Below are 25,843 nucleotides of genomic sequence, written 5' to 3'. Positions count from 1 at the left end.
TCGGGCCGACGACCGTGAGCCGGCGACCATCCTGGGGAGAAGGTAGCGGTGGGACGACGGTTACGACGGACGATGGCGGCTGTTCTCGCTCTGGCCTGCCTGGCACCGGGGGTGGCGGCGTGCGACAGCGGACCGGCCGGCGGGCCCGACGAGACGGCGTCGGCGGTGCCGCCTCCGCCGACGGTGACGCCTCGCAAGGGGGCGGTCCGGACCACCGGGCGCGGGCCGGAGCTGCCGGAGCGGGGCGCCTGGGTCGGTGCCTGGGTGAAGCCGGATTTCCACAACGCCTCCGGCCGAGCGACGGCGTGGAACGACTTCAACGAGGCGGCCGGCGGCCAGCTCGCCATCGCGCACATGTTCCACGAGTGGAACGAGCCGTTCCCGGGCGGCACCGAGCGGGCGTTCCAGGCCCAGGGCAAACTCCAGATGATCTCCTGGCAGGGCACGGACACCCGGTCGACGGTCAGCGGTGTCTACGACACGCTGATCCGGCAGCGCGCGCAGGACGTCAAGGAGTTCGGCGTGCCGGTGCTGCTGCGCTACCGGTGGGAGATGGACCGGCCGAACCTCGCCGCCAGCATGCATTCCCCGGCGGACTACGTCGCCGCCTGGAAACACGTGCGCGGCATCTTCACCGAGGTCGGCGTCACGAACGCGGCCTGGGTGTGGTGCCCGCACGCGGACGGGTTCGCCGAGCCCGAGCGGCGGGCCGCCGACTACTACCCGGGTGACGACCAGGTCGATTGGCTCTGCGCGGACGTCTATCCCAGCCCGGAGTGGAACAGCTTCACCGACCGGATGGACCGCTTCATGGCGTTCGCCAAGAAGCACCCGCGGCCGGTGGTGATCGGCGAGTTCGGGCTGACCCAGGACGGCCGTCCGGGCCAGCGGGCCGAGTGGATGCGCGAGGTCGGTCCCTACCTCAAGAAGCACCCGCAGATCAAGGCCGCGATCTACTTCGCCGCCCGGCAGACCGAGAAGCCGTTGTACGACAGCACGTTCGGCAACGACCCGGAGAGCCAGGCGGTCTTCCGCGAGATGGCCACCGATCCGTACTTCCACCCGCCGATGCCGGACCTCACCTCTTCCTCTGCGCCACCGTCCGCACGCAATCGGTGATCTTCCCTCGTCTTTTCGTGCGGCCCGGGCCGCTTCCTCGGTGAAAAGGTCGTTCCCGGGTGGACGCGCGACCGTCGGATGCGAGAAAGTGTCTTCCTCACGTCTGCGGTCGGCCGCGTGCGGCCTCACCTCGTGTCGCCACCGGCCACGACCGCAGCGCCTCCGACGTTCCCCCCGGAGCAGCCTGTGCCTTCCTCGTTCCTGAGACACCGCTCGGTGTCCGCCTTCGGCGCCGCCGTGCTCGGCATCGCCGCCCTGTTCACCCCGGTGCCGGCATTCGCCGCACCGGCGGCCACTGTCGCGCCCGACCACAGCACGCTGGTCGGCGAGGTGCCTTCGGACAAGACGCCGAACATCAACGACGGCAACGTCGTGGCCATCCACGACGCCGGCAGCAAGGTGATCGTCGGCGGTTCGTTCACCAACGCGCAGAACCGCGGTTCCTCGCCCACTCCGGTCGACCGCCGGGGCGTGCTCGCCTTCGACAAGGCGACCGGCAAGATCGACAATGCGTTCGCGCCGGTGCTCGACGGTGACGTCACCGCCGTGATCGCCGGCCCGACTCCGGGCACGGTCTACGTCGCCGGCACGTTCAACAAGGTCGGCGACAAGAACTTCCGCAAGCTGGCCCTGCTGAACGTCGCCGACGGCACCCCGGTCGACGGGTTCAAGGGCCCGGCGTTCAACGGCACGGTCAGCGACATCGCGCTTGTCGGCGACCACCTGCTGGTGGGCGGCATCTTCAGCACGGTCACCGCGACCACCGACCGCAACGGGCTCGCCTCGCTGAACCCGACCACCGGCGCGGTGGACGACTACCTGACCGTGGCGCTCACCGAGCACCACAACTGGACCTCGACCAACGGCGGCGCGTCGGCCGGTATCGGGGTCGAGAAGTTCACCGTCTCTCCCGACGGCAAGCACCTGGTGGTCATCGGCAACTTCAAGAAGGCCGACGGCGCCGTCCACGACCAGATCGTGCGGATCAACCTGGGTGCCAGTTCGGCCACCGTCGCCGACTGGAACACCGACGGCTACTCCGGCGCCTGCAAGTACAGCGCCTTCGACTCGTGGGTGCGCGACGCCCAGTTCTCCCCGGACGGCAAGTACTTCGTGGTGGTCACCACCGGCGCGTCCTACCCGGGCACGCTCTGCGACTCGGCGTCCCGCTGGGAGACCGACGCGACCGGTGCCGGCCAGAAGCCGACCTGGACCAACTTCAGCGGCGGCGACACCTTCCTCTCGGTCGGCATCAGCGAGAAGGCCATCTACGTCGGCGGCCACTTCCGCTGGTCCAACAACCCGCTGGCGCGGGACAAGGCCGGCCCGGGCGCGGTGCCGCGGGCCAGCATCGCGGCCCTCGACCCGGCCAGTGGCCTGCCGCTGGCCTGGAACCCGGGCCGCCACCCGCGCGGTTACGGCGTCACCGAGATGCTGGTGACCCCGCAGGGGCTCTGGCTGGGCAGCGACCAGGAATACATCGGCGACTTCGACTACCAGCGTAAGCGGCTCGCCTTCTTCCCGCTGGACGGGGGCAGCACGCCGCACTCGACCAGCACCAAGGGCCTGCCCGGCGACGTCTACCAGGCCGGCCGCGCGGCGCAGACCGAGGTGCTCTACCGGGTCAACGCGGGCGGCCCGGCCATCCCGGCGACCGACGGCGGTCCGGACTGGGCGGCCGACACCGACGCGACGCCCAGCCCGCACCACAACGGCGGCAACAGCGCGAAGTCGTACCCGACCAACGCGACGTTCGACGCCACGGTGCCGACCAGCACCCCGGCCACCCTGTTCAACACCGAGCGGTGGGACCAGGCGACCGCGCCCGACATGCAGTGGGACATCCCCATCGCGGCCGGCACCCGGGTGAACGTCCGGCTCTACCTGGCCAACCGGTACGCCGGCACCGCGACGGCAGGCAAGCGGAAGCTCGACGTGAGCATCGACGGCGTGCTCAAGATGAACGACTTCGACCCGGTGGTCGCCGCCGGCGGCACCGACCGCGGCACCATGCAGTCCTTCTCCGTGGTCAGCGACGGCGTGGTCGACGTCGACTTCGGCCGGGTCCTGGAGAACCCGCTGATCCAGGGCATCGAGATCGTCAAGACCGCGCCGACGCCGGACGCGTCGGACGTGCTCTACCGGGTCAACGCCGGCGGCGAGGAACTGGCGGCGCCGAGCGGCCCGGCCTGGGCGGCCGACACTCTCACCGCGCCGATCTCCTACCACAATGCCGGCAACACGGTCAATACCTACCCGACGGAGGCGGCGGCCGACGCCACCGTCCCGGCCGGCACCCCGGCGATGCTGTTCCGCAGCGAGCGGTGGGACCAGTCGCCCGACCCGGACATGCAGTGGGACTTCCCGGTCCCGGCGGGCACGCCGGTCCAGGTGCGGCTCTACCTGGCCAACCGTTACCCCGGCACCGCCACCGCCGGCAAGCGCAAGTTCAACGTCAGCGTCGACGGTGTGCAGAAGCTGAGCAACTTCGACCCGGTGGCCGCGACCGGCGCCACCAACAAGGGCACCATGCGGGCGTTCGCGGTGACCAGCGACGGCAACGTCGACATCGACTTCGGCCGGGTCGTGGAGAATCCGCTGATCCAGGCCATCGAGATCGTCAAGCTGCCGCCGGTGCCGCCGGCCACCACCGTCGACAGCGTCACCAAGCGGTCGTACGACGGCGCGACCGGCGTCGGCAACGCGATGTCGGTGCCCAACCCGGACGACACCCGCTGGTCGGAGGTCAAGGGCGCCTTCTGGGTCGGCGGTGACCTGTTCTACGGCGTCGGCGGCGACCTCTACAAGCGCTCGTTCGACGGCACCGAGTTCGGCACCGCCAAGAAGGTGGACCCGTACCACGACCCGAAGTGGGACAAGGTCGTCACCGGCTCCGCGCCGGAGGGGTCGACGTACGCGGGCATGACCGTCAACTTCTCCGCCGAGCTGCCCAACGTGACCGCGATGGTCTACAAGAGCGGGCGGCTCTACTACACGCTGGCCGGCCAGAGCGCGCTGTTCTGGCGTGGGTTCGCGCCGGACACCGGCACCGTCGGCGCGGAGCGCGCCACGGTCGCCGGCACCACCGGTTTCGCCGACGCGGGCGGTCTGCTCCTCGACGGCGACAAGCTCTACGTCGTTTCCCGGAGCACCGGCGACCTGTCCTCGATGGACTGGTCCGACGGCGCGCCGACCGGCTCCGCCACGCTGCGCAGCGGCCCCGGCGTCGACGACGTGGACTGGCGCGGCACCGCGGTCTTCGTCGGCCCCTGACCGGGGCGGCGCGACCGAGACACACCGCACGACGATGGCCCGGCCGGTATCGGCCGGGCCATCGCCCTTCTCACGTCCGGGTCGGGGCGTGTTCCCGGGCCCAGACCCGCATCAGGTCCCGTACCGAGATCACCCCGGCCACCTCCCGGCCGTCGAGCACGACCAGGTGGCGGAATCCGCCCCGGGCCATCGCCGCGGCCGCCTCCTCCACCGTCCAGTCCGGGCCGGCGTAGACGACGTCCCAGGTCAGGTGTGCGCCGGTGCGTTCGACGTCCGGGTCGAGCCCGGCGCCGATAGCCTTCAGCACGTCGCGTTCGGTCATGATCCCGACCCCTTCGGAGTCCGGGTCGATCACGACCGCCGACCCGACACCGCGGGCCGACATCATCCGGGCCGCCTGGCGGAGCGTGTGCTCCGGGCCGACCACGAGAATCTCACTGGACATCGCTTCCCGTACCTGCATCACACATCACTCCTGTGGGACGGCGACTGGGTACGGACATGGTGGGCCATCCATGCGTACCGGGACAAGAACGGGCATCGCCGGAAACGGCGCGGCTGACTACTGTCGGAGGGTGCCCACCGAGCCCCTCCGCTGTGCCGGCGCGCTGATCGTCGACGACGACGGCCGCATCTTCGTCCAGCGCCGCTCCGCCGAGCGGCGTCTCTTCCCCAACTGCTGGGACATCGCCGGCGGCCACGTCGAGCCGGGTGAGGAGATCGACGACACGCTGCGCCGCGAGGTCACCGAGGAGACCGGCTGGACCGTGTCGCACGTGCTCGGCCTGGTCGGCGAATACCGCTACACCGGCGACGACGGGCTGGCGCGGGTGGAGACCGACTTCCTGGTCCGGGTGGACGGCGACCTGAGCCGGCCGAAGCTGGCGCCGGCCGAGCACACCGAGTTCCGCTGGCTGGCCGAGCGGGACCTCGCCCTGCTGGACGAGCACCGGGACGTGAACGACGGGTTGATCCGGCGGATCGTGGTGGACGGCTTCGCCGCGCTGCGGTCGATCGGGCTGTAGGGCGATCACGGGCTGCACCACGGCCGCCGGGCCGCCGACGATATCCTCGCCCGGTGGAACCGGTCGAGAAGAGGAGCGTGTCGGCATGATCGGGATGGTGCTCGCCGCGGGTGCGGGGCGCCGGCTGCGGCCGTACACGGACACCCTGCCCAAGGCCCTGGTGCCGGTCGACGGGGAGATCACCATCCTCAACATCGCGCTGCGCAACCTCGCCGAGGTAGGGCTGACCGAGGTGGTGATCGTGGTCGGCTACGCCGCCGACGCGGTCCGGCAGCGGCAGGCCGAGCTGGCGGAGAAGTACGGCGTCACGATCACGCTCGTCGACAACGACAAGGCGGAGGAGTGGAACAACGCCTACTCGCTCTGGCTGGCCCGGGAGCACTTCTCCCGGGGCGTGCTGCTGGTCAACGGTGACACCGTGCACCCGGTGAGCGTGGAGAAGACGCTGCTGGCCGAGCGCGGCCCGGGCATCCTGCTGGCCGTCGACACGCTCAAGCCGCTGGCCGAGGAGGAGATGAAGACCACCTTCGACGCCGCCGGCCAGCTCACCCGGATCACCAAGCTGATGGACCCGGGCGAGGCGTACGGCGAGTACATCGGCGCGACGCTGATCGAGCCGCAGGTGGCCGACGCGCTCGCCGACGCGCTGGAGGCGACCTGGCGGCGCGACCCGAACCTCTACTACGAGGACGGCTACCAGGAGTTCGCCGACCGTGGCGGCGAGGTGCGGGCGGCGCCGATCGGCGACGTCTCCTGGGTCGAGGTCGACAACCACGAGGACCTGGCCCGGGCGCGGGAGATCGCGTGCCGCTACTAGCCCGCAGCGTCCTCACCCCGTTGCACATCGACGTGCGGCGGGGCGCGGTGGCGGACCTGGCGTCGATCCTCTCCGACGGCCGGATCTCGGCCGGCGGCGACGTGGCGGTGGTGGTCGGGCCGGGGCAGGGTGAGAAGATCGCCGAGCTGATCCGGCCGTCGCTGCGCTCGGCGGACGTGTTCACGGTGGCCGGGGGCACCCTGGACGCGGCCGACGAGCTGGGCGGCAAGCTGCGCGCCCGGTCGTACGACGCGGTGGTCGGCATCGGCGGCGGCAAGACGATCGACGTGGCCAAGTACGCGGCGACCCGGCGCGGGCTGCCGATGGTCTCGGTGGCGACCGCGCTCGCCAACGACGGCATCGCGTCGCCGGTGGCGAGCCTGATCACCGAGGGCCTGAAGGGCTCCTACGGGGTGCACATCCCGATCGCGGTGGTCGTCGACCTGGACTTCGTGGAGGCCGGCCCGGAGCGGCACAATCGCGCCGGCGTCGGGGACGTGGTCAGCAACGTCAGCGCGCTGGCGGACTGGGAGCTGGCCCGGCGGGTGCGCGGCGAGCCGGTCGACGGGCTGGCCGCGTCGCTGGCCCGGGCCGGCGCGGAGGCGGTGCTCAACCATCCGGGCGACATGGCCGACGACGCGTTCGTCACGGTGCTGGCCGAGGCGTTGATCTCCAGCGGCCTGGCAATGGCGGTCTGCGGCACCAGCCGCCCGTCAAGCGGCGGCTGCCACGAGATCATGCACGCGGTCGACGCGCTCTTCCCCGGCACCGCCTCGCACGGCGAGTTGGCCGGGCTGGGCGCGTTGTTCTGCACGTTCCTGCGCGGCGACGAGCGCCGGTTCGTCGAGATGTCCGCCTGCCTGGCCCGGCACGGGCTGCCCCGGCTGCCGGCGGAGGTGGAGCTGACCGACCACCAGTTCGTCGAGGCGGTGCAGTTCGCGCCGGCCACCCGGCCGGACCGCTACACCATCCTCGAACACCTGGCGATGTCCGCTTCCGAGACCCGGGAGCGGCTGGCAGACTACGCCGGTGCACTCCGCGACCATTGTGGCTGAGCCCCGTCCCACAGTTGCCGACTTCCACCGGGTCAACCGGGGCGGCGGACTGTTCAGCGAGTCGATCAGCCAGTGGATCGGGGCGGCGTTCGCGCTCGTCGCCCAGCGGCTGGGGTTGCGCCCGACCGCGTTGACGCTGGCCAACCTGGTGCTGGGGCTGGCCGCCTCGGTGACCGTTGTCGCGCTCGCCGACGACGTGGCCGCCGGCACCGTGCCGGCCTGGGTGGTCGGTTTGGTCGCGCTGGTCGGCTGGCAGGTCGCGTACGCGCTGGACTGCGCCGACGGGCAGCTCGCCCGGGTGACCGGCCAGGGCAGCGCGGCCGGCGCCCGGATCGACGTGCTCTGCGACGTGGCCGCCCAGATCGCGTTGGTGACCGCGATCGGCGCGGTGGCGGTGGCGCAGCGCCCGGCCACGCCGGTCTGGCTGGTGGCGGTCTTCGCCGGCACCTGGATGGTCAACCTGGTGACGTCGGTGATGCAGGCCGGCCCGAACGCGGCCAGCATGGTCACCTCGACGTCGCTGCCGGTGCGCCTGGTGAAGCTGGTCCGCGACTACGGCGCGGTGATCTTCGTGGCCGGTCTGGTGCTGGTGTTCGCGCCCGCGCTGGCGTTCTGGCTGATGGTGGCGTTCACGGTCGTCAACGGCGGCTTCCTGCTCGCCAGCATCGCGTTCTCCGCCCGCGCCGCGCTGTGAGGCGGGGGCCCCGGTCAACGCTTTCTGCAGAGGCGGTTGGGTTCCCGTTACCGAGGACGAACTCCGTGCGGCGGACGACGCTCAGTGGAAAATGTCGACACCGCCATGCGCGGTGAGGTGTGGGTGTGTGCGATGCCCCAGCCGATCGGGCCACATCCCGCGCTCGTGCTGCCCGTCAACCGCATCGCCCCGCCCCTGTCGTCGGTCACGGTTGCGCTGGTGACCGGCACCGCCGGGCCGCCGGTCACCCACGTACCGGTCGGACGCGAAGCCGGCTTGACCAAGTATGACCAGTCGTACATCAACTGCACCGGCCTGCACACCGTCGACAAACGTCGCCTGCGCCGACGACTCGGCCGGCTGGCACCCGCCGAGCTGCGCCACGTCGAAGAGCGCATCCGGCAGATCCTCGGCCTCTGATCGAGCCTGTCCCGGCTTCCACGAGGAGGCCGGGGCGCTTCGCGCCACAGTCGGTTCGAGAGGCAGCGGCCTTGAACAGTGGCTACTCGACGAGGTGGCCGTCGACGAATGGCGGCAGCAGGTGACGCTGCCGATGCTGGAGCTGATACGTCGACGCCAGCGCGACCCGGACGGCCAACACCCACCGCGTTCCACTCGCGGGCCGAATGCGACACGAGTGGCTCGAAATGGGTGTCAAAAGCGCGCAGAGGCACCCATGGTGTTCCACTCTTGGGCCGGTTGGAGCGTGAGTGGAACGTCATGGGCGTCTGAGGAGCGCTGACCCACCGATCGGGGACAGCCCGTCGAGCAGAGGCCGGTGCCGGGTCAGGTGAGGGAGGCGTAGATGTCGATCAAGCGCTTGGTGATGACGTCGGGGTGGAAGGTGCGCTCGTAGCGGCTGCGGGCCGTCCCGGACAGCGCGTGCGCCTCCGCCGAGGCCAGCGGCAGCGCGGCGGCCAGCGCGTCGACCTCCGGCGCCACCACCCAGCCGGCCTCGCCGCGCCGCACCCCCGTCGGCAGCGGGACCCGCCCCGCACCGGGCGCGGCGGTCGCCACCTCGGCCGGGCCGGTGCCGGCGGGCTCGCGCGGGGAGTCCGCGCCGACCAGATACGGGATGCCGCCCAGGGCGGTGCCGAGCACCGGCCGGCCGGCGGCCAGCGCCTCGATGATCACGGTGGGCAGCACGTCGTGCCAGGTCGACGTGGCCAGCACCACGGCGCTGTCGGCCAGCGCGGCGCGTACCCCCGGGCGGTCGAGCTGGCCCAGGTAGCGCACGTCGGGCCGCTCGGCGGCGGCGGCCTCGGCCAGCGGTCGCAGCTCGCCGTCGCCGGCGATCCGCAGCGGGCCGAGCGCGCCCACCGGGTGCCGCCGCCACGCCGAGAGCAGCAGCTCCAGCCCTTTCTCCGGGCTGAGCCGGCCCATGAACAGGAAGCCGTTGCCCGGCGGCACCGGCATGCCCGGGTCGGGCACCGCGTTCGGCTTGACCACGATCCGGTCGTCCGGGATGCCGTAGTCGCGCAGGTGGTCGGCGACCGCCGTGGTCAGCGCGATGTAGCGGTCCACCGACCGCCAGGTGGGCCGGTGCACGGCGAGCGTGGTGGCCATCAGCGCGCTCTGCGCCCGCGAGTCGCGGTAGCACCGGTGCACGATCGCCGGCACGCCCAGCTTGCGACCGCGGCAGTCCTGGCAGATCACGCCGTCGCGGAAGTAGAGGCCGGAGGAGCACACCTGCCGGTAGTTGTGCACCGTCTGCACCACCGGCACACCGCGCCGGTGCGCGGTCCGCACCACCCAGGGCGAGAGCAGGGGGTACGGGTTGTGCAGGTGCAGCGCGTCCGGCCGGTGCTCGGTGAGCAGGCGGTCGAGGTCGTGCTGGGCCTTCGGGGCCCAGATCGGCGAGATCGGCAGCAGCGCCTTGGCCGGCTTGGACATCGCGGGGATCTCGTCGGAGCTGCGCAGGAACGGCAGCACCTGCACACCGGCGGCGGTGAGCTGGGCGATCTCCGCGTCGACGATGGTGTTCTCACCGGACGGCTGAGCTTCCCGGTACCGGTTGTGCGCCACCACGATTCTCACGGGTGGAAAGGCTACCGTTGTCCCGTGCCTGAACTACCGGAGGTGGAAGCGCTCGCCGGTTACCTGCGCGAGCGGGCGGTCGGCCGGCGGGTCGAGCGGTTCGAGGTGGCCTCGATCAACGCGCTGAAGACGTACGACCCGCCGCCGAGCGCGGTGGCCGGCCGCACGGTCACCGGCGCGGGCCGACACGGAAAGTTCCTCGACGTCCGGTTCGGCGACGACCTGCACCTGGTGGTCCACCTGGCCCGGGCGGGCTGGCTGCACTACCGGGAGGCGTTCCCGTCCGTGACCCCGTTGCGGCCGGGCAAGGGCCCGATCGCGGTGCGGGTGCGCCTCGACGACGGCTCCGGGTTCGACCTGACCGAGGCCGGCACGCAGAAGAAGCTGGCCGCCTATCTGGTCACCGACCCGGCCCAGGTGCCGGGCGTGGCGAAGCTGGGCCCGGACGCGCTGGCGGCCGACCTGCCCACGTTCGCCGAGCGGCTACGCAGCCGCCGGGGCCAGGTCAAGGGCGTGCTGACCGACCAGTCGGTGCTGGCCGGCGTGGGCAACGCGTACTCGGACGAGATCCTGCACGCGGCGCGGCTGTCCCCGTTCGCGATCACCGACCGGCTCACCGACGAGCAGCTCGCCGGCCTGCACGCGGCGACCCGCACGGTGCTCGGCGACGCGGTGCGGCGGTCGATGGGGCAGCGGGCCGCGGAGCTGAAGGGTGAGAAGCGCTCGGGCCTCAAGGTGCACGCCCGGAAGGGCCTGCCCTGTCCGGTGTGCGGCGACACGGTGCGGGAGGTGTCGTTCGCCGATTCGAGCCTCCAGTACTGCCCGACCTGTCAGACCGGCGGCAAGCCGTTGGCTGACCGAAGGTTGTCCCGCCTCGTACGGTGAGTAATCGCACCGGGCGGTTACTGAGCGGAATCGACCGGGGATGGCGGAAGGTCCCACTCGGCGGCTCTACCCGAGCGGTCATCCATCGGTATAGTGGCTCGGTCCCCGGCTTCACAACTGACTGGGAGCCGGCCAGATCTCACCCGAGCGCGTGGGAGACTGGAACGGTGAGCGACCCGGGTCCTCACGGCGAGTGAGGGAACGGGTCATGCGGGAGGACATGGGTTGAGGTGACGGCAAGCCTCCAGCGCCCGGTAACCGACACAGGCCGGAGCAAGAGCGTGCGGCACGTCGACAGCTTTGAGATCCAGCCGCCGACTCCGCCGTCGCACAACGGCGTACCCCGGTCGGGGTGGGCGCGCGCCCGGCGTCGGGTCTCCCGTTGGCACCGCCCCTACATCGCGCTGCTGCTGCTGCTCGACTTCGGCGCGGCGGCCCTGGCCAGCTTCCTGGCCGTGCAGATCTTCGAGCAGGCGGACTCCGGCTTCAAGAACTCGCCGCAGGCGTGGTTCTACACGGTGGCGTTCCTGCTGCTGCCGCTCGGCTGGGTGCTCATCCTGTGGGGCAACCGCACGTACGACCGGCGCTACCTGGGCCTCGGGCCGGACGAGTACAAGCGGGTGATCCGCTCCGGTGTGGCGGTCGCCGCCACCGTCTCGTTCCTGGCCTTCGCCACGGTGACGTCGCTGTCCCGGTGGACCGTCGGGTTCGCGCTGCTCGGCGCCCTGCTGCTGATCCTGCTCGGCCGGATGATCGCCCGGGCCGGCCTGCACACGCTGCGCCGCCGCGCCGGTCAGGCCGGGCACCGGATGGTGCTCGTCGGCACGCTGCCGGAGTGCCTGGAGGTCTTCACCACGGTCACCCGCCACCCGGGCGTCGGGCTGGTGCCGGTGGCCATCCACCTCACCGACGGCTATGCCGCCGCCCGCGGCCTGGAGACCCCGGTCCCGGTGTACGCGGGCCGGGACGTGCTGGCCCTGGTGCGTGAGGTCGGCGGGGACACCATCGCGGTCTGCGGCTCGGCCAGCGCCGAACCGGGCGAGCTGCGGCGGCTGGCCTGGCAGTTGGAGGGCTCCGGCGTCGACCTGGTGGTCGCGCCGCAGCTCACCGACATCGCCGGCCCGCGGGTGCACATCCGCCCGATCGAGGGCCTGCCGCTGCTGCACGTCGAGGAGCCGACGCTCTCCGGCCCGGCGCTGCTGCTCAAGAGCCTGCTGGACCGGGTCGCGTCCGGGTTGGGGCTGCTGCTGCTCGCCCCGCTCTTCCTGGCCGTCGCGCTCGCCATCCGCATCTCCGACCCCGGTCCGGTGTTCTTCCGCCAGCCCCGGGTCGGGCACGAGGGGCGCACCTTCCGGGTCTGGAAGTTCCGCACCATGTACGTCGACGCCGAGGAGCGGCTGGCCGGTCTGGTCGACCGGAACGAGACCGACGGCATGCTGTTCAAGATGAAGCAGGACCCCCGGGTCTTCCCGGTGGGCCGCTTCCTGCGGGCGTCGTCGCTGGACGAGCTACCCCAGTTGATCAACGTGCTCTGGGGCGAGATGTCGCTCGTCGGCCCGCGCCCGCTGCCCGCCGACGACGGCGACTTCCTGGGCGACGTCCGGCGCCGGCTGCTGGTGCGTCCGGGCATGACCGGGCTGTGGCAGGTCTCCGGCCGTTCCGACCTGTCGTGGGACGAGGCGGTCCGGCTCGACCTCTACTACGTGGACAACTGGTCGCTGGCGTACGACCTGAGCATCCTGTGGCGGACCGTCGGGGTGGTGCTGGCACGCAAGGGCGCGTACTAGCGTTCCCGGGGTGGGCAACCTCTCCGCCGTCCTCGCCGTCGTCTCGCTCGTCACCGCGCTGGCCGCGGCGCTCTGGGCGGTGCTGCGGTTGCGGGCCCGCCGCGGCATCGCCACCGCGACCCAGCGGGCCACCTACGAGGTGCTGCACACCGCCGGGCTGGCCGCCGAGCCGCTGCGGGCCGGGCTGAGCGCGGCGGACGCGGCGAAGGCCGTACGCCATCTGCGGGCCCTGGTGGGCGCGGCCGGGCTGGCCCTGACGGACCGGGACGTGCTGCTGGCCGTCGACGGCGGCGGCGCGCACCACGGCGACCAGTTGGTCGCGGCGGCCCGGCGGGTGGTCGACAGCGGGCGCTCGACCGTGCTGCACGAGTCGGAGCTGCACTGCGACCTGGTCGACTGCCCGGTGCGCGGCGCGGTGGTGGCGCCGTTGAGCGCCGAGGGCCGGGTGGTCGGCGCGCTGGTGGCGGTGGCCGACGAGCGGCCGGCGCCGGGCCTGGTGCAGGCGACGCTGGAGACCGCGCACTGGGCGGGCGACCAGCTCGCCCTGGCCGAGCTGGACTCGTCGCGGGAGCGGCTGGCCCGGGCCGAGGTGCGCGCGCTTCGCGCGCAGATCAGCCCGCACTTCATCTACAACGCGCTCACCGCGATCGGTTCGTTCGTGCGCACCGACCCGGAGCGGGCCCGTGAGCTGATCCTGGAGTTCGCCGAGTTCACCCGCTACTCGTTCCGGGCGCACGGCGAGTTCACCACGTTGGCCGAGGAACTGCGGTCGATCGACCGTTACCTGACCATCGAGCGGGCCCGGTTCGGTGAGCGACTTCAGGTGCGCCTCCAGATCGCCCCGGAGGTGCTGCCGGTGACGCTGCCGTTCCTCTGCCTCCAGCCGTTGGTCGAGAACGCGGTCCGGCACGGGTTGTCGCGCAAGCCGGGCACCGGCATGGTGAGCATCGAGGCCCGGGACGCGGGCGCGGAGTGTCACATCACGGTGGAGGACGACGGAGTGGGGATGGATCCGACCACGCTGACGGCGGGCATCGCGGAGGTGTCCGGCGGCGGCAGCGATCCGACCGACGACCCGGGCCAGCACGTCGGTCTCTCCAACGTCGACGAGCGGTTGCGGTCGGCGTTCGGGGACCGGTTCGGCCTGGTCGTCGAGACCGGCCTGGGCTCGGGTACGAAGGTGAGCATGCGGGTGCCGAAGTTCCACCCCGGCGTCCGGGTTTCCTCATGACCGTCACCGGCGCCGGTTTCCTGCGGGTGTTGGCGGTGGACGACGAGCCGCCGGCCCTCGACGAGCTGGCCTTCCACCTGCGCGCCGATCCCCGGGTGGCCCGGCTGCACACGGCCGGCGACGCCACCGAGGCGCTGCGGGTGCTCCGCGACGACGACGTGGACGTGGTGTTCCTCGACATCCGGATGCCCGGGTTGGACGGCATGGAGTTGGCTCGGGTGCTGCGCCGGTTCGCCCGGCCACCGGCGATCGTCTTCGTCACCGCGTACGACGACGGCGCGGTGGACGCGTTCGACCTGGGCGCCACGGACTACGTGCGCAAGCCGGTCCGCGCCGAGCGGCTGGCGGAGTCGCTGCGCCGGGTGATGGGGTCCCGGGTGGTGCCCTCGCATCCGGCCGCGCTGGCCCGAGCGGAGGAGGATCCCACCATCCCGATCGAGTTGGCCGGCACCACCCGGATGCTGCCCCGCTCGGCGGTGCGGTGGGTGGAGGCGCAGGGTGACTACGCCCGGCTGCACACCGCGGAGGGGTCGCACCTGGTGCGGGTGTCGCTGGCCACGCTCGCCGAGCGGTGGGCGGACGCCGGTTTCGTCCGGGTGCACCGCTCCTATCTGGTGCAGTTGCGGCTGATCGCGGAGCTGCGGCTGGTCAACTCCGGTTACGTGGTGGTGATCGACGGGACGGAGCTGCCGGTGAGTCGCCGGCACACCCGGGAGTTGAAGGACAAGCTGGTGCGCGCCGCCAAGCAGGACTGGAGTCGCCAACCCTGACGTACAATGTACGGGAAGCCGTACGACAGGGTGGAGGACCACATGCCCGACGACCAGTTCGAGGCCGCCGCCGAATTCGACCGACAGCTCGACCGCCTGGTGACACTCGGCTACCCCGCCCTCGCCGGCCTGCCCGAGGCGGAGTTCCGCGCCCGGGTCGCCCCACTGCGCGAAGCGGCGGTCACCGGGGCCGTCGGTCGGCCCGGGCCCACCGACGCCCGGGTGCCGTTCCTGCTGGTGACCACGCGGGAGCTGGTGCCCGTCGGTGAGCGGATCGCGCTCACCACGCTCGCCGGCAAGCGCAAACCCGGCGTCCTCGACCGCAACTTCCCCGCCGCCGACCTGCCCACCTTCCATCCGATCAAGGAACTGGAGGTGCCCGCCGGGCCGGCGTACCTGCTGTTCGACGTGGACCGCGGCGAGGAGTACCGCAACGTGCCACCGTCGGCCGCGCTGGAGGACATGACCGCGCGGGACCGGCTGCCGCTCACCATCGACGAGGGTCTGGCCTTCGTCACGCTGCACCCGCCGGCGCTGGCCAGCAACAGGTGCTTCTCGCTGGTCGGCTCCCGCTGCGGCGACAAGCGCGTGCCGGCGCTCTGGATCAGCCAGGGCGCGCCGAAGCTCGGGTGGTGCTGGTTCGGCAACCCGCACACCTGGCTCGGCTCGGCCACCGCGCACCCGGTGCGGGTCGGCCTCGACTGACGGCCCGGCCGCGCGTCCGCGCTCATCCACCGGGTTGTCCACAGGCACAGCAGGTTATCCACAAGTTGTGCACAGCCCTCCCGGTTCGCCCTTGACATTCGCGTCGAGCAGGCGAGACTGCCGGGGATGACCGCAGCCGAGGAACAGCAGCCCGCGGGGCGGCCCGCACCGGTCCCCGGCCCGCCCCGGCAGCGGACCCGGATCGTGCTGGCCGAGGTCTCCCGCACCGGCAACCGGGCCGACCGCACCCGCTCCGAGTTGACCCAGCAGACCCGCGTCGGCGAGACCCTGGTGCAGGGCCTGGTGCGCGCCCAACTCTCGCTCGCCCTGCGGCTGAGCCTGCTCGTGCTGATCGGGCTGGGCGGCCTGCCGTGGCTGTTCGCCATCGCGCCCACCGTCGGTCGGGTCACCGTGTTCGGGGTCAACCTGCCGTGGCTGCTGCTCGGGGTGGCGGCCTTCCCGTTCCTGATCGTCGTCGGCTGGGCGTACGTGCGGCTCGCGGAACGCAACGAGCAGGACTTCGTCGACCTGGTCCAGCGGCCGGAACGCTGATGAGCAACGGCTACGTGGTCCCGGCCATCGTCGCGGTCACCCTGGTCACCGTCGGCATCGGCTTCTACGGGCTGCGGCTGGCCCGCACCACCTCCGACTTCCTGGTCGCGTCCCGCGCGGTCAGCCCGACCTGGAACGCCGCCGCGATCGGCGGGGAATACCTGTCGGCGGCGAGTTTCCTCGGCGTGGCGGGGCTGATCCTCAAGTACGGCGTGGACGTGCTCTGGTACCCGGTCGGCTTCGCCGCCGGCTACCTGGCGCTGCTGCTGTTCGTGGCCGCCCCGCTGCGCCGCTCCGGCGCGTTCACCCTGCCCGACTTCTGCGAGGTCCGGCTCGGCTCGCGCCGGCTGCGCACGCTCGCCACCGCCTTCGTGATCTTCATCGGCTGGCTCTACCTGGTGCCGCAGTTGCAGGGCGCCGGGCTGACCCTGGCCACGCTGACCGGCTCGCCCTACCCGGTCGGGGCGCTGCTGGTGGCCGTCGTGGTGACCGCCAACGTGGCGCTGGGCGGGATGCGGGCGATCACGTTCGTGCAGGCGTTCCAATACTGGCTCAAGCTCACCGCGCTCGCCGTACCCGCGATCTTCCTGGCGTTGCAGTGGCAGGCCGACGCCCGCCCGGCGGTGACGCCGCCCGACGGGCCGGCGTTCCGGACCGCCACCACCGTCGTGGTCGAGCACCGGGCGACGCTCACCCTGCCCGACGGCGACATCCGGGAGGTACGCCCCGGCGACCGCCTCGACTTCGCCGCCGGGGACCCGGTGCCGGAGGTGTCCGGCGCGGCGATCGGCGCCACCGACTGGCTGCTGCCGGACACCGCCGGCGACGACGACCGCAGCCTGTTCGCGACATACTCGCTGATCCTGGCCACGTTCCTGGGCACCATGGGGTTGCCGCACGTGCTGGTGCGCTTCTACACCAACCCGGACGGCGCCGCCGCCCGGCGCACCACACTTGTCGTGCTGGCCCTGGTCGGCGTCTTCTACCTGCTGCCCACGATCTACGGTGTGCTGGGCCGGATCTACACCCCGCAACTGCTGGTCACCGGTCAGACCGACGCGGTGGTGGTGCTGCTGCCCGGCGCGGCCCTGGGCGACGGCACGACCGGCCGGCTGCTCGCCGCGCTGGTCGCCGCCGGGGCGTTCGCGGCGTTCCTGTCCACCTCGTCCGGCCTGCTCACCAGCGTGGCCGGGGTGATCTCGACGGACGTGCTGGGCCGCGGCTCGGTACGCGGCTTCCGGCTCGCCACGGTGATCGCCGGCGCGGTGCCGGCGATGCTCGCGCTGAACGTCTCCGGGCTGGACGTCTCCCAGGTGGTCGGGCTGGCGTTCGCGGTCGCCGCGTCCAGCTTCTGCCCGCTGCTGGTGCTCGGCATCTGGTGGCGCGGTCTGACCGACCTGGGCGCCGCCGCCGGGGTGCTGGTCGGCGGCAGCGCGGCGATCGGCGCGGTGCTGCTCACGGTGCTCGGGCCGCCGCTGACCGGCTGGCCGGCGACGCTCACCACCCAGCCGGCCGCGTGGACGGTGCCGCTGGCGTTCACCGTGATGGTGCTGGTCTCCATGGCCAGCCGCCGTCGCCTGCCCCGCGACGTCGGCACCACCATGCTCCGCCTGCACACCCCCGAGTCGCTCCGCCTGTAAGGAGGGGCCCCTTCTTAACGCATCCGGTAGAGGAAGGGGCCCCTGTTAACAACCCCGAACCTCAGCAGGCGTCGGTGCCGGCGCAGAGCCGGCTCGCCACCGAACTGACGGTCCCACGGGCCTCGGCCGGTGTGGTCTGGTGGTCGAGTCGCATCTGCGCCACGAGATCGCCCTGCCGGACGAAGATCCACCGGCTCGGCGTTCCGCCGATCTCGCTGCCCACCAGGACGGCGTCGTCACCGCCGAGCGACTCAGCCACGATCGACAGGGAGTCGCCGGACGCCATCGGCTCACATCCGGTGACCAACTGGCGGACCCGCTGCATGACGGTGGCCGCAGAGGTGCCGGAGTGCCGGGTGACCCGTTCGACCAGCCAGTCGGAGGGCGAGTCGAACGCCACGGAACGGCTGGCCACCTGCCTGACGTCGAGCGACGGTGACTCGTTGACGCAGAACTGGCTGATGAATTCGAGCGACCAGTCGCCGTCGGCACGCATCGTGAAGCCGTCGGGCCCAGCGGAGCTCCCGGTTGCAGACGGTCGGCATACCTCTCAGGTATGACGGGAAGATCGTCCTCCGGCCGGAGCGGGCGCTGGCCGGGGCGGGCTACCGTCGGAGCATGACCGATCAGCACCCGGCCCTGTCCCTGCGTGGCCTGGCCAAGCGCTTCGACACCAAGGTCGCGGTGGCGGGCGTCGACCTGGCCGTGCCGACCGGCTCGTTCTACGGCCTGCTCGGCCCGAACGGGGCCGGCAAGACCACGACCCTCTCCATGGCCGTCGGCCTGTTGCGGCCCGACGCCGGTGAGGCCCGGGTCCTCGGGTACGACGTCTGGGCCGATCCGGTACGCGCGAAGCGCCTGCTCGGCGTGATGCCGGACGGGGTACGCCTCTTCGACCGGCTGAGCGGGGCGGAGCTGCTGGCGTACCACGGTCTGTTGCGCGGCATGGACCCGGCGGTGGTCGACCAGCGGGCGGCGGAGCTGCTCGACGTGCTGGCGCTCAGCGACGCGGGCCGCACCCTGGTGGTCGACTACTCGGCCGGCATGAAGAAGAAGATCGGTCTGGCCTGCGCGCTGCTGCACGGACCGCGCCTGTTGGTGCTCGACGAGCCGTTCGAGGCGGTCGACCCGGTCTCGGCGGCGCTGATCCGGGACATCCTGCACCGCTACGTGACCGGCGGCGGCACGGTGGTCTTCTCCAGCCACGTGATGGAGGTGGTCGAGCGGCTCTGCTCGCACGTGGCGATCTTGGCCGACGGCACGATCAAGCGGGTGGGCACGCTGGCCGAGGTGCGCGGCGACCGGTCGCTGGAGGACGTGTTCGTCGAGGTCGTCGGCGGCCGGACCGCGACCGGCGAGGAGCTGTCGTGGCTGTCCCGGTGACCGCCGCCGAGCGGCCGACGCGGGCCGTCTCGCCCCGCCACTTCGTCCGGCTGAAGCTGCGGGTGCTCGGCAACAACTTCCGCGGCCAGGGATGGCGGATCGCGCTGTTCGTGGTGGGCGTGCTGTTCGGGCTCTGGTTCGCCGCGGGCGGATTCCTGGCGCTGGCCGCGCCCGGCATGGCCGGCGAGCCCCGGTACGCGCTGATGACCGCCGCGCTCGGCGGTGGTGTGCTGACGCTCGGCTGGCTGCTGCTGCCGCTGGTCTTCTTCGGCGTGGACGAGACGCTGGACCCGGCCCGGTTCGCGCTGCTGCCGCTTGCCCGCCGTACCCTGGTCACCGGCCTGCTCGCCGCCGCCCTGGTGAGCGTCCCGGCGGTGGCCACGGCGCTCACCGTGACCGGGCTGGTGGTCACGTCCGCCGCGCTGGGCGGATGGCCGGCCGCGCTGGTCGGCGCGCTCGGGGTGGTCGCCGGGGTGCTGGTCTGCGTGGCCGGGGCCCGCGCGGTGACCAGCGCGTTCGCCACCATGTTGCGGTCCCGCCGGGTACGCGACCTGGCCGCCGTGCTGCTCGCGGTGCTGGCCGCCCTGCTCGGGCCGTTGCAGTTGCTCGTGCTCGCCGCGGTGCGCAACGCCGACTGGGACCGGCTGACCGGGGTGGCCCGGGTGGTCGGCTGGACGCCGTTCGGCGCGCCGTGGACCGCCGGGATCGACGTGGCGCAGGGCCGGACCGGCGCGGCGGTGCTGAAGCTGCTGATCGCCGTCGCCACGCTCGGCGTACTCCTGCTGTGGTGGTCGCGGTCGCTGGAGTCGGCGATGGTCGGCGCGGTGAGCGCCGGGCCGGCGAAGGCCCCGCGCGGCGCGGTCGGCGGGGCTGTCGCGCAGCTCTTTCCCCGCGCGGTCGGCTGGGTCCGGCGGGACCGGTTCGGCGCGCTGGTGGCCCGGGAGTGCCGCTACTGGTGGCGGGACGCCCGGCGCCGGGCCAACCTGATCACGGTCGCGGTGGTTGGCGTGTTCGTGCCGGTGATGGTGAACCTCGGCGGGGTCTCGTTCAGCACCGAGGGCGGGGCGGCGTTCGGCGAGACCAGCGCCAACTCGTCCCCGGTGCTGGTCAGCATCTCCATGGTCTTCGTCGGGGTGCTCGCCTCGGTGACGCTGGCCAACCAGTTCGGCTTCGACGGCAGCGCGTACGCCGCCAACGTGGTCGCCGCCGTGCCCGGGCGGGTGGAGCTGCGCGCGCGGATGGCGGCGTTCTCGCTCTACGTGGTGCCGATCCTGCTGGTGGTCGCGGTCGTGCTGGCGACCGTGCTCGGGCGGCCCGAGTGGCTCGGGGTGATGGTCGGTGGGCTGTTCGCCGCGTACGGTTGCGGGCTGGCGATCAACGGGTTCATCTCGGTGCTGGGTGCCTACTCGTTGCCGGAGACCAGCAACCCGTTCGCCATGAACACCGGCGCGGGGATCGCGAAGAGCCTGCTCACGCTGCTCTCCATGATCGCCTCGGCGGTGGCGGCGGTGCCGTTCGTGGTGGCCGCGGCCCTGCTCGGCGACGTCTGGCTCTGGCTGGCGCCGCCCGTCGGCCTGGCCTACGGGGCGGGCGCGGCGCTGCTCGGCGCGTATCTGGCCGGGGACGCGCTGGACCGCCGGCAGCCGGAGCTGCTGGCCACGGTCACCCCGAGGCGCTGATGCCGGTCGTCGAGGCGGTCGTCACCGTCGGGGTTCCGCCGGAGGTGGCGTTCGCCGTCTCCCAGACCGTCGCCCCGGTGCGCTACAGGTGGGACCCGTTCGTCCGGGAGCAGCACTTCACCGACGGCGCGACCCGGCCCGGGCGGGGCGTGCGCACCTTCACCCGCTCCCGGCACGGCCTGACCATGGTCAGCGAGTACGTCTCCTGGTCGCCGCCGACGAACGTGGGCATGAAGATGGTCCGCGGGCCGTGGTTCTTCGAGCGGTTCGGCGGCGGGTGGCGCTTCGCGCCCGGCCCGGAGCCGGGCACCACGGTGGCCACCTGGCGCTACAACTTCCGGTGCCGCCCGGCGTTCCTACGCCCGGTGGCGGAACGGGTCGGCACGTGGCTGCTCGGGCGGGACATCCGCCGCCGGATCGCGGGGTACGCGGCCGGCTGCGCCGACCCGGAGGTGCTGGCCGCCGCCCGCCGTACTCTCTCCACCTAGCTCGGCGCTCGGCGAGATGCTACTTCTCTGCGCTATGACTGGGAGTCATGACTATGACTGTGGGTCATGCCACTGAGAAGTGGGCTCTCTTCCGGCGGCGACACGCCGGCGGAAGCGGGCGTCACGCGGTGCGGCGCATCGCGGCGTAGACGTGATGGCCCTCGCCCACGCTGAGCACGTTCACCAGCTCCCAGCCGTAGTTCGAGAGGTGCTCGACGGCCTCCATGAGCGGCGGGAAACCACTGCTGCCCCACTTGTGCCGAGCGATGATCATCAGGTGCCGATAGGGGTAGGCACGCAGGTCCACCTGACCGCCGAGGACGGCGTCCGCGCTGACGATGCGCTCCTGGGCGAGCTTCTGCGGAGGTACGAGAGCCATGCTCCGCAGCGTAGGCCCGTCAGTCGAGCGGCACCCGGTGCAGCGACGCGACGAGCGAGCGCCAAGCGGCCGGCGCGAAGGTGAGGATCGGGCCGGAGGGGTCCTTGCTGTCCCGTACCAGCACCACCCCGGACAGGTTGCCCGCCACCTCGACGCAGTTGCCCTCGTTCGCGGACCACGTCGACTTGCGCCAGCGGGGCGCGGCATCCTTCATGGCGTTACCTTCAGCTTGTTGACCAGTTCGACGGAGGCTCGCTCGCTGAGTGCCTCACCGAGCAGATGCTCCCACTTGCGCTGTACCAGGGCTATCCATTCCGGATAGTCCGCGATCTGGCCACGAGCGGCGTTGTCGAGACAGAGCAGGCGATCACCATCGGGCATTTCAGCAAGCACGAAGCCACCTCCCATCGACACGTGCGCGCCGACCTCGACCGGCAGAACATGGAGGCGGACGTGCGGCAATTCGACCACTTCAAGTAGCCGGCCGAGCTGTCGATCCATGGCTGCCGGCCCTCCGACGGGTCTCCGCAGCGCGCTCTCGTCGATGAGGAAGACACAGTCGGGCGGATCTTCCCGGTGCAGCAGTCGCTGCCGCTCCAGTCGACGACTCACCAACTCCTCCACCCGATCACTCCGGTACACGCCACCGGCAGAAACGACCGCCCGCGCATATTCCTCGGTCTGCAACGGACCGGGGATCAGACACAGCTCGAAATAGCACAGCCGGACCGCCCGCTCCTCATGGCCGGGCCAGGGTTCGAACCAACCTGGCCCACTGTTCGCCTCGCCCGCCGACAGCAGGTTCGCCAGGAGGCCGCCGGTGCGCAGCGCCTGGTCGGCGGCGACGGCGAACTCCATGGTGGGCCGGCGACGGCCCGTCTCGATGGCGGCGATCGTCGACGGGCTCCACCGGATCGTGGCCGCCAACGCCTCCTGCGACACCTCGGCCCCGGCGCGGGCGGCCTTCAGCGCCCGGATCCACACCTCGATGTCCATCCTCACCTCTTCGGTAAGTACGCGAACGCACTCCGTAGTAGCCCCTGGCATCCTCCCCCGCCGGTCCGGCCGCGTCCAGGGTGGAGGTACGCGGCCCGGCCGGTGGAGGCGATGACCCGGCGACCGGTCCTGCGACGGGTCGCCCCGGCCATCCCGGCGGGGCGACCCTCTCGCAAGGAGGAGCGAGTGCGACGACGTCATGGAGATCATGGAAGGAAAGCGCCGGAGGTGGGGCTGGAATCGTCCAAGATCGGATCTGGACGGGCACACCTGCCGATGCGGCCGGCGTGGCGGTGCCGCACGTGCGGAGCGCCCTGGCCGTGCGGACCGGCCCGGCTCGGGCTGCTGCGCGAGTTCCGGGGCGACCGGACGGCGTTGCTGTTTCATCTAGGCGGGCTGCTGGCCGAGGCGAACGAGCAGCTCAGCGGCGCCACTGACCTGCACGGGCGCTTTCTCGACTGGGCGCGGGCCCGGGGCGGCACAATGTTTCACGTGAATCATGAGCCGGGTGCTGAGATCCATCAGACCGATCCGTTCGCGGTGCCGGCCGGGCAGCGCTCGCCGGTACGCCGGTTGCGCGGCCGGCTGGCCGCCCCGGTGACGCTCTGGACCGCGCCCGGGCCGGCCGGGCTGACGGTCTCCTCGACGCTTGTCGCGGAGGGGGAGCCGGACCGGCTGCTCGGCCTGGTCGACCCGGAGTCGGAGCTGTGGGCGGCGGTCGAGGACGCCGGGCGGTTCGCGGTCGCCCCGCTGGGCCCGCGCCACCGGCAGCTCGCGGACCGCTTCGCCGGCCTGTTCCCGTCGCCCGGCGGCCTGTTCGCCATCGACACCTGGTCCGAGACGCCCTACGGGCCGGTGCCGGCGGACGCGGGCGGGTGGGCCGGCTGCCGACTCGACGCCGCTCGGGAGTACGGCTGGGGCCTGCTGGTGGAGGCCACCATCGAGACGGTCGACCTGACCGAGGACACCCCTCCCCTGCTGCACTACCGAGGCCGCTACCACAACCTGACCGACTAGGCCGCACCACTCCCACGCGGCGATCGCGTCGATCTTGGACTTGGCATTTCCTGGCACCACAAGCCCAAGATCGACGAAGATCGGCGCGCGCGGGTGGACCGGTTAGCGGAGTGATCTGGGTCACTGGGCGCAGCGGGGGTGCCGTTGGGCGCACCGGGTGACCGGGACCCGTCCGGGTCTTTCGCGGTGGGTTCCGCGCTCCTAACGTGCGCGGAAATCCCCCACGCCTGCGAAGGTGGTGATCCACAGATGTCCACGGACACACCCGCGTCCGCACCCTCCGAGTCGACGGCGGAACGGTACCTAGCCGTCCAGCGGTCGGACGAGTTCGCCGGGTTGCGGCGCACGCTGCGCGGCTTCGTCTTCCCGATGACCGTCGCGTTCTTCCTGTGGTACGCGCTCTACGTCATCCTCTCCGCGTACGCGCGGGGTTTCATGGGCACGAAGCTGATCAGCAACATCAACGTCGCCCTGGTCTTCGGTCTGCTCCAGTTCGTCTCGACATTCGTCATCGCCTGGCTCTACTCGCGGTTCGCCAACCGGCGGATCGACCCGGTCGCCGACCGGATCCGCGCCGAGATGGGGGAGGTGACCCATGAACACGGTCCTCGCGGCTGAGGCGGGCAGCACCACCGCCCGGAACCTCACCATCACGCTGTTCCTGATCTTCGTGGCGATCACGCTGGCGATCACGGTGTGGGCCAGCCGCCAGACCAAGACCGCCACCGACTTCTACGCCGGCGGACGCTCCTTCTCCGGCTTCCAGAACGGCATGGCGATCGGCGGCGACTACATGTCCGCGGCGTCCTTCCTGGGCATCGCCGGCATCATCGCCCTCTACGGCTACGACGGCTTCCTCTACTCGATCGGCTTCCTGGTCGCCTGGCTGGTGGCGTTGCTGCTCGTCGCCGAACTGCTGCGCAACTCCGGCCGGTACACGATGGCGGACGTGCTGGCGTTCCGGATGCGGCAGCGGCCGGTCCGGACCGCGGCGGCGGTCTCCACCATCACCGTGTCGATCTTCTATCTGCTGGCCCAGATGGTCGGCGCCGGCGCGCTGGTGGCGCTGCTGCTCGGCATCAAGCCGGGCACGACGTTCCTCGGCATGGACGCCGACACCGCCAAGGTGGCCACCATCATCATGGTCGGCGCCCTGATGATCATCTACGTCACCGTCGGCGGCATGAAGGGCACCACGTACGTCCAGATCGTCAAGGCGTTCCTGCTGATGAGCGGCGCGATCGTGATGACGCTGCTGGTGCTCGCCAAGTACAAGTTCAACCTGTCCTCGCTGCTCGGCGACGCGGCCGACGCCTCGGGCAAGGGAGCGGCCTTCCTCGAACCCGGGCTGCGCTACGGCGTGGAGTCAGGCGACGGGCTGAAGACGTTCTACAGCAAGATGGACCTGCTCTCACTGGGCATCGCGCTGGTGCTCGGCACCGCCGGTCTGCCGCACATCCTGATCCGCTTCTACACCGTGCCGACCGCACGGGCGGCCCGCAAGAGCGTGCTCTGGGCGATCGGCATCATCGGCGCGTTCTACCTGCTCACCCTGGCCCTCGGCTTCGGTGCGGCGGCGCTCGTCGGCGGCGAGGCGATCACCGCGCAGGACAAGGCCGGCAACACCGCCGCACCGCAGTTGGCCGAGGCGCTCGGCGTGGACTTCCTCGGCGGAAGCCTGGGCGGCGCGACACTGCTGGCGATCATCGCGGCGGTCGCGTTCGCCACGATCCTCGCCGTGGTGGCCGGATTGACGCTGGCGTCGTCGTCCAGCCTGGCGCACGACTTCTATGCCAACGTCATCAAGAACGGGCAGGCGTCGGAGCGGCAGGAGGTGAACGTCGCCCGGATCTCCGCACTGGTGATCGGCGCGGTCTCGATCGTACTGTCGATCTTCGCGCAGAGCCTCAACGTGGCGTTCCTTGTCGCGTTGGCCTTCGCGGTCGCCGCCTCCGGCAACCTGCCGGCGATCCTCTACAGCCTGTTCTGGAAGCGGTTCAACACCTCGGGCGCGGTCTGGGCGATCTACGGCGGCCTGCTCGCGGCAGTGGTGCTGGTCTTCTTCTCCCCGGTCGTCTCCGGCGCGCCGACGGCGATGTTCCCCGACCACGACTGGCACTGGTTCCCGCTGTCGAACCCGGGCATCATCTCGATCCCGTTCGGCTTCCTGTGCGGCTGGCTCGGCACGATCCTGTCCAAGGAGAGTGACGACGAGAAGTACGCGGAGCTGGAGGTGCGCTCGCTCACCGGCGCGGGCGCGCACTGACGGGTAGTTGTTGAGCGGGGCCCCCGCCTCTACCGGAGGCGTTAA

The 25,843-nt window shown here is 71.7% G+C and carries 26 protein-coding genes; 20 read left to right on the top strand and 6 right to left on the bottom strand.

Annotated elements, in window-relative coordinates:
- The first annotated feature begins 72 nt into the window (after nucleotides 1-72).
- The gene (locus AB0H28_RS19590; RefSeq protein WP_358041763.1) at nucleotides 73-1,119 is read left to right on the top strand and encodes a glycosyl hydrolase; all 1,047 of its coding nucleotides are present in this window, start codon (nucleotides 73-75) and stop codon (nucleotides 1,117-1,119) included.
- A gap of 186 nt (nucleotides 1,120-1,305) precedes the next feature.
- On the top strand, nucleotides 1,306-4,392 hold the full coding sequence (locus AB0H28_RS19585) for a malectin domain-containing carbohydrate-binding protein (protein ID WP_358041760.1): 3,087 nt from the start codon (nucleotides 1,306-1,308) through the stop codon (nucleotides 4,390-4,392).
- A gap of 70 nt (nucleotides 4,393-4,462) precedes the next feature.
- On the opposite strand, the gene AB0H28_RS19580 is transcribed toward AB0H28_RS19585, so the two are convergent.
- The gene (locus AB0H28_RS19580; RefSeq protein ID WP_358041757.1) at nucleotides 4,463-4,855 is read right to left on the bottom strand and encodes a CBS domain-containing protein; all 393 of its coding nucleotides are present in this window, start codon (nucleotides 4,853-4,855) and stop codon (nucleotides 4,463-4,465) included.
- A 112-nt stretch (nucleotides 4,856-4,967) separates the two neighbouring features.
- On the opposite strand from AB0H28_RS19580, the gene AB0H28_RS19575 reads away from it, so the two are divergent.
- The 5 genes from AB0H28_RS19575 to AB0H28_RS19555 all read left to right on the top strand — a co-directional run bounded on the left by AB0H28_RS19575 (nucleotide 4,968) and on the right by AB0H28_RS19555 (nucleotide 8,403).
- The gene (locus AB0H28_RS19575; protein ID WP_358041753.1) at nucleotides 4,968-5,417 is read left to right on the top strand and encodes an NUDIX domain-containing protein; all 450 of its coding nucleotides are present in this window, start codon (nucleotides 4,968-4,970) and stop codon (nucleotides 5,415-5,417) included.
- Between the two features lie 85 nt (nucleotides 5,418-5,502).
- A complete protein-coding gene (locus tag AB0H28_RS19570; RefSeq protein ID WP_358041750.1) occupies nucleotides 5,503-6,234 on the top strand; it encodes a phosphocholine cytidylyltransferase family protein in 732 nt (243 codons plus the stop codon).
- Entirely contained in the window at nucleotides 6,222-7,289 is a 1,068-nt protein-coding gene (locus AB0H28_RS19565; protein WP_358041747.1) for an iron-containing alcohol dehydrogenase family protein, read from the top strand. Before AB0H28_RS19570 ends, AB0H28_RS19565 begins: the two co-directional genes overlap by 13 nt.
- Nucleotides 7,264-7,983 (top strand): CDP-alcohol phosphatidyltransferase family protein, encoded by a 720-nt coding sequence (locus AB0H28_RS19560; protein ID WP_358041744.1) that lies wholly within the window; start codon nucleotides 7,264-7,266, stop codon nucleotides 7,981-7,983. The genes AB0H28_RS19565 and AB0H28_RS19560 overlap by 26 nt, the downstream gene beginning before the upstream one ends.
- A 105-nt stretch (nucleotides 7,984-8,088) precedes the next feature.
- Nucleotides 8,089-8,403: a type II toxin-antitoxin system PemK/MazF family toxin gene (locus AB0H28_RS19555; RefSeq protein ID WP_358041741.1), complete on the top strand. Its 315-nt coding sequence runs from the start codon at nucleotides 8,089-8,091 to the stop codon at nucleotides 8,401-8,403.
- Between the two features lie 366 nt (nucleotides 8,404-8,769).
- Here the strand turns inward: AB0H28_RS19555 and AB0H28_RS19550 are convergent, their stop codons facing one another.
- Complete coding sequence (locus tag AB0H28_RS19550) at nucleotides 8,770-10,020, bottom strand: glycosyltransferase family 4 protein (protein WP_358041738.1); 1,251 nt, start codon at nucleotides 10,018-10,020, stop codon at nucleotides 8,770-8,772.
- A gap of 24 nt (nucleotides 10,021-10,044) precedes the next feature.
- Between AB0H28_RS19550 and AB0H28_RS19545 the strand changes: the two genes are divergently transcribed.
- The 7 genes from AB0H28_RS19545 to AB0H28_RS19515 all read left to right on the top strand — a co-directional run bounded on the left by AB0H28_RS19545 (nucleotide 10,045) and on the right by AB0H28_RS19515 (nucleotide 17,590).
- The gene (locus AB0H28_RS19545) at nucleotides 10,045-10,905 is read left to right on the top strand and encodes a DNA-formamidopyrimidine glycosylase family protein (protein ID WP_358041735.1); all 861 of its coding nucleotides are present in this window, start codon (nucleotides 10,045-10,047) and stop codon (nucleotides 10,903-10,905) included.
- A 281-nt stretch (nucleotides 10,906-11,186) separates the two neighbouring features.
- On the top strand, nucleotides 11,187-12,692 hold the full coding sequence (locus AB0H28_RS19540) for a sugar transferase (RefSeq protein WP_358041732.1): 1,506 nt from the start codon (nucleotides 11,187-11,189) through the stop codon (nucleotides 12,690-12,692).
- 10 nt (nucleotides 12,693-12,702) lie between these two features.
- Complete coding sequence (locus AB0H28_RS19535) at nucleotides 12,703-13,923, top strand: histidine kinase (RefSeq protein WP_358041730.1); 1,221 nt, start codon at nucleotides 12,703-12,705, stop codon at nucleotides 13,921-13,923.
- The gene (locus AB0H28_RS19530; protein WP_358041727.1) at nucleotides 13,920-14,693 is read left to right on the top strand and encodes a LytTR family DNA-binding domain-containing protein; all 774 of its coding nucleotides are present in this window, start codon (nucleotides 13,920-13,922) and stop codon (nucleotides 14,691-14,693) included. Before AB0H28_RS19535 ends, AB0H28_RS19530 begins: the two co-directional genes overlap by 4 nt.
- Nucleotides 14,694-14,735: 42 nt before the next feature.
- Nucleotides 14,736-15,398: a DUF5701 family protein gene (locus AB0H28_RS19525; protein WP_358041724.1), complete on the top strand. Its 663-nt coding sequence runs from the start codon at nucleotides 14,736-14,738 to the stop codon at nucleotides 15,396-15,398.
- A 126-nt stretch (nucleotides 15,399-15,524) separates the two neighbouring features.
- Nucleotides 15,525-15,950, top strand: coding sequence for a hypothetical protein (locus AB0H28_RS19520; protein ID WP_358041722.1), 426 nt, complete (start codon nucleotides 15,525-15,527; stop codon nucleotides 15,948-15,950).
- Entirely contained in the window at nucleotides 15,950-17,590 is a 1,641-nt protein-coding gene (locus AB0H28_RS19515) for a cation acetate symporter (RefSeq protein ID WP_358041719.1), read from the top strand. The genes AB0H28_RS19520 and AB0H28_RS19515 overlap by 1 nt, the downstream gene beginning before the upstream one ends.
- A 61-nt stretch (nucleotides 17,591-17,651) precedes the next feature.
- Here AB0H28_RS19515 and AB0H28_RS19510 read toward each other — a convergent pair whose 3' ends face one another.
- A complete protein-coding gene (locus AB0H28_RS19510) occupies nucleotides 17,652-18,086 on the bottom strand; it encodes a hypothetical protein (protein WP_358041716.1) in 435 nt (144 codons plus the stop codon).
- 122 nt (nucleotides 18,087-18,208) lie between these two features.
- Here AB0H28_RS19510 and AB0H28_RS19505 point away from each other — a divergent pair, with 122 nt between their 5' ends.
- The 3 genes from AB0H28_RS19505 to AB0H28_RS19495 are packed head-to-tail and all read left to right on the top strand — an operon-like array spanning nucleotide 18,209 to nucleotide 21,140.
- Nucleotides 18,209-18,973, top strand: coding sequence for an ABC transporter ATP-binding protein (locus AB0H28_RS19505; RefSeq protein ID WP_358041714.1), 765 nt, complete (start codon nucleotides 18,209-18,211; stop codon nucleotides 18,971-18,973).
- The gene (locus tag AB0H28_RS19500; protein ID WP_358041711.1) at nucleotides 18,958-20,652 is read left to right on the top strand and encodes an ABC transporter permease; all 1,695 of its coding nucleotides are present in this window, start codon (nucleotides 18,958-18,960) and stop codon (nucleotides 20,650-20,652) included. Before AB0H28_RS19505 ends, AB0H28_RS19500 begins: the two co-directional genes overlap by 16 nt.
- Complete coding sequence (locus AB0H28_RS19495) at nucleotides 20,652-21,140, top strand: SRPBCC family protein (RefSeq protein WP_358041708.1); 489 nt, start codon at nucleotides 20,652-20,654, stop codon at nucleotides 21,138-21,140. Before AB0H28_RS19500 ends, AB0H28_RS19495 begins: the two co-directional genes overlap by 1 nt.
- A gap of 121 nt (nucleotides 21,141-21,261) precedes the next feature.
- On the opposite strand, the gene AB0H28_RS19490 is transcribed toward AB0H28_RS19495, so the two are convergent.
- Genes AB0H28_RS19490 through AB0H28_RS19480 form a run of 3 tightly spaced genes read right to left on the bottom strand, consistent with a single transcriptional unit; the run spans nucleotide 21,262 to nucleotide 22,515 of the window.
- Complete coding sequence (locus tag AB0H28_RS19490) at nucleotides 21,262-21,519, bottom strand: hypothetical protein (protein ID WP_358041705.1); 258 nt, start codon at nucleotides 21,517-21,519, stop codon at nucleotides 21,262-21,264.
- 19 nt (nucleotides 21,520-21,538) lie between these two features.
- The gene (locus AB0H28_RS19485; RefSeq protein WP_358041702.1) at nucleotides 21,539-21,733 is read right to left on the bottom strand and encodes a DUF397 domain-containing protein; all 195 of its coding nucleotides are present in this window, start codon (nucleotides 21,731-21,733) and stop codon (nucleotides 21,539-21,541) included.
- On the bottom strand, nucleotides 21,730-22,515 hold the full coding sequence (locus AB0H28_RS19480) for a helix-turn-helix transcriptional regulator (protein WP_358041699.1): 786 nt from the start codon (nucleotides 22,513-22,515) through the stop codon (nucleotides 21,730-21,732). Before AB0H28_RS19480 ends, AB0H28_RS19485 begins: the two co-directional genes overlap by 4 nt.
- Before the next feature lie 276 nt (nucleotides 22,516-22,791).
- On the opposite strand from AB0H28_RS19480, the gene AB0H28_RS19475 reads away from it, so the two are divergent.
- The 3 genes from AB0H28_RS19475 to AB0H28_RS19465 all read left to right on the top strand — a co-directional run bounded on the left by AB0H28_RS19475 (nucleotide 22,792) and on the right by AB0H28_RS19465 (nucleotide 25,798).
- Nucleotides 22,792-23,532 carry a flavin reductase family protein gene (locus AB0H28_RS19475; RefSeq protein ID WP_358041893.1) on the top strand — a complete coding sequence of 247 codons (741 nt, stop codon included), beginning with the start codon at nucleotides 22,792-22,794 and terminating at the stop codon, nucleotides 23,530-23,532.
- Between the two features lie 249 nt (nucleotides 23,533-23,781).
- Nucleotides 23,782-24,150 (top strand): DUF485 domain-containing protein, encoded by a 369-nt coding sequence (locus AB0H28_RS19470; RefSeq protein WP_358041697.1) that lies wholly within the window; start codon nucleotides 23,782-23,784, stop codon nucleotides 24,148-24,150.
- Nucleotides 24,128-25,798: a cation acetate symporter gene (locus AB0H28_RS19465; RefSeq protein WP_358041694.1), complete on the top strand. Its 1,671-nt coding sequence runs from the start codon at nucleotides 24,128-24,130 to the stop codon at nucleotides 25,796-25,798. Before AB0H28_RS19470 ends, AB0H28_RS19465 begins: the two co-directional genes overlap by 23 nt.
- The last annotated feature ends 45 nt before the right edge of the window (nucleotides 25,799-25,843 follow it).

The organism is Micromonospora sp. NPDC050980 (assembly GCF_040653835.1).
Taxonomy (GTDB): domain Bacteria; phylum Actinomycetota; class Actinomycetes; order Mycobacteriales; family Micromonosporaceae; genus Micromonospora.
The sequence above is the reverse complement of the archived record's forward strand: the minus strand, read 5'-3'. Positions and strand labels throughout refer to the sequence as shown.

Excerpts from the sequence above, each read along its gene's own strand:
- AB0H28_RS19590 (WP_358041763.1), top strand. The coding sequence starts at position 73 with ATGGCGGCTGTTCTCGCTCTGGCCTGCCTGGCACCGGGGGTGGCGGCG.
- AB0H28_RS19580 (WP_358041757.1), bottom strand. The coding sequence starts at position 4,855 with ATGCAGGTACGGGAAGCGATGTCCAGTGAGATTCTCGTGGTCGGCCCG.
- AB0H28_RS19570 (WP_358041750.1), top strand. The coding sequence starts at position 5,503 with ATGATCGGGATGGTGCTCGCCGCGGGTGCGGGGCGCCGGCTGCGGCCG.
- AB0H28_RS19555 (WP_358041741.1), top strand. The coding sequence starts at position 8,089 with ATGCGCGGTGAGGTGTGGGTGTGTGCGATGCCCCAGCCGATCGGGCCA.
- AB0H28_RS19530 (WP_358041727.1), top strand. The coding sequence starts at position 13,920 with ATGACCGTCACCGGCGCCGGTTTCCTGCGGGTGTTGGCGGTGGACGAC.
- AB0H28_RS19525 (WP_358041724.1), top strand. The coding sequence starts at position 14,736 with ATGCCCGACGACCAGTTCGAGGCCGCCGCCGAATTCGACCGACAGCTC.
- AB0H28_RS19520 (WP_358041722.1), top strand. The coding sequence starts at position 15,525 with ATGACCGCAGCCGAGGAACAGCAGCCCGCGGGGCGGCCCGCACCGGTC.
- AB0H28_RS19515 (WP_358041719.1), top strand. The coding sequence starts at position 15,950 with ATGAGCAACGGCTACGTGGTCCCGGCCATCGTCGCGGTCACCCTGGTC.
- AB0H28_RS19510 (WP_358041716.1), bottom strand. The coding sequence starts at position 18,086 with ATGCGTGCCGACGGCGACTGGTCGCTCGAATTCATCAGCCAGTTCTGC.
- AB0H28_RS19505 (WP_358041714.1), top strand. The coding sequence starts at position 18,209 with ATGACCGATCAGCACCCGGCCCTGTCCCTGCGTGGCCTGGCCAAGCGC.
- AB0H28_RS19495 (WP_358041708.1), top strand. The coding sequence starts at position 20,652 with ATGCCGGTCGTCGAGGCGGTCGTCACCGTCGGGGTTCCGCCGGAGGTG.
- AB0H28_RS19490 (WP_358041705.1), bottom strand. The coding sequence starts at position 21,519 with ATGGCTCTCGTACCTCCGCAGAAGCTCGCCCAGGAGCGCATCGTCAGC.
- AB0H28_RS19485 (WP_358041702.1), bottom strand. The coding sequence starts at position 21,733 with ATGAAGGATGCCGCGCCCCGCTGGCGCAAGTCGACGTGGTCCGCGAAC.
- AB0H28_RS19480 (WP_358041699.1), bottom strand. The coding sequence starts at position 22,515 with ATGGACATCGAGGTGTGGATCCGGGCGCTGAAGGCCGCCCGCGCCGGG.
- AB0H28_RS19475 (WP_358041893.1), top strand. The coding sequence starts at position 22,792 with ATGCGGCCGGCGTGGCGGTGCCGCACGTGCGGAGCGCCCTGGCCGTGC.
- AB0H28_RS19470 (WP_358041697.1), top strand. The coding sequence starts at position 23,782 with ATGTCCACGGACACACCCGCGTCCGCACCCTCCGAGTCGACGGCGGAA.
- AB0H28_RS19465 (WP_358041694.1), top strand. The coding sequence starts at position 24,128 with ATGAACACGGTCCTCGCGGCTGAGGCGGGCAGCACCACCGCCCGGAAC.